This window comes from Pseudomonas sp. TREG-RG-20F-10-E-6-01, assembly GCF_022662455.1.
Classification (GTDB): domain Bacteria; phylum Pseudomonadota; class Gammaproteobacteria; order Pseudomonadales; family Pseudomonadaceae; genus Aquipseudomonas.
Window position 1 is genome coordinate 1 of sequence record NZ_JAKNQP010000042.1, and the last position, 525, is coordinate 525.

Consider the following 525-nt stretch of genomic DNA (forward strand, 5'->3'; position numbering starts at 1 on the left):
GCTTGATACGCTTCTACCACGCCAGGCCAATCGCCAATCACCAGCACACTGGTCACACCGGCCTCGGGCTTATCGAAGTGTTCCGGATTGCGGTAACGCTTCTCCGGGTCGAAGCCGCTCAGCTGGTTGCTGTAAGTCAGTTCCATGTGTTTCTCCAAGGCGGCCATTGCTGACCGCGCGTTGAGTTTGAGGTTTAACCGCCAGTAACAGGAGGCGTTGCGGTCAGCGTGATCATCACGCCGGCGGTGACTTTGTTGCTGCCCGCATGCATGACCCAGTTGGCAGCGGAGCCGACGGCAGCAAGGGTTGGGTTGGAACCGCCAGTGGTGGCTTTCCAGCTGTAACCCAGCACATCGATGTTCACGGTGCCTTCCGCGCGGTAGCCGATGCTCAGGTTTTCTTCGTCGTTCACTTCGTAGGAACGGAAGCCCGGCGCCTGCGACTCGGTGATGGTTACGGCGTTTGGCAGCAGGCCGAAGATCACATCCGCCGGCGCGGTGTCGGTCACCAGTACAGGCTTGCCCA

Annotated in this window: 1 protein-coding gene; it reads right to left on the bottom strand. The window is 60.2% G+C overall.

Annotation, left to right across the window (positions count from 1 at the left end; translation table 11 throughout):
* Positions 1 to 193 precede the first annotated feature (193 nt).
* Positions 194 to 525: major capsid protein (locus L8K08_RS30185; protein ID WP_242201990.1), on the bottom strand; the 332-nt coding region annotated here is incomplete at its 5' end.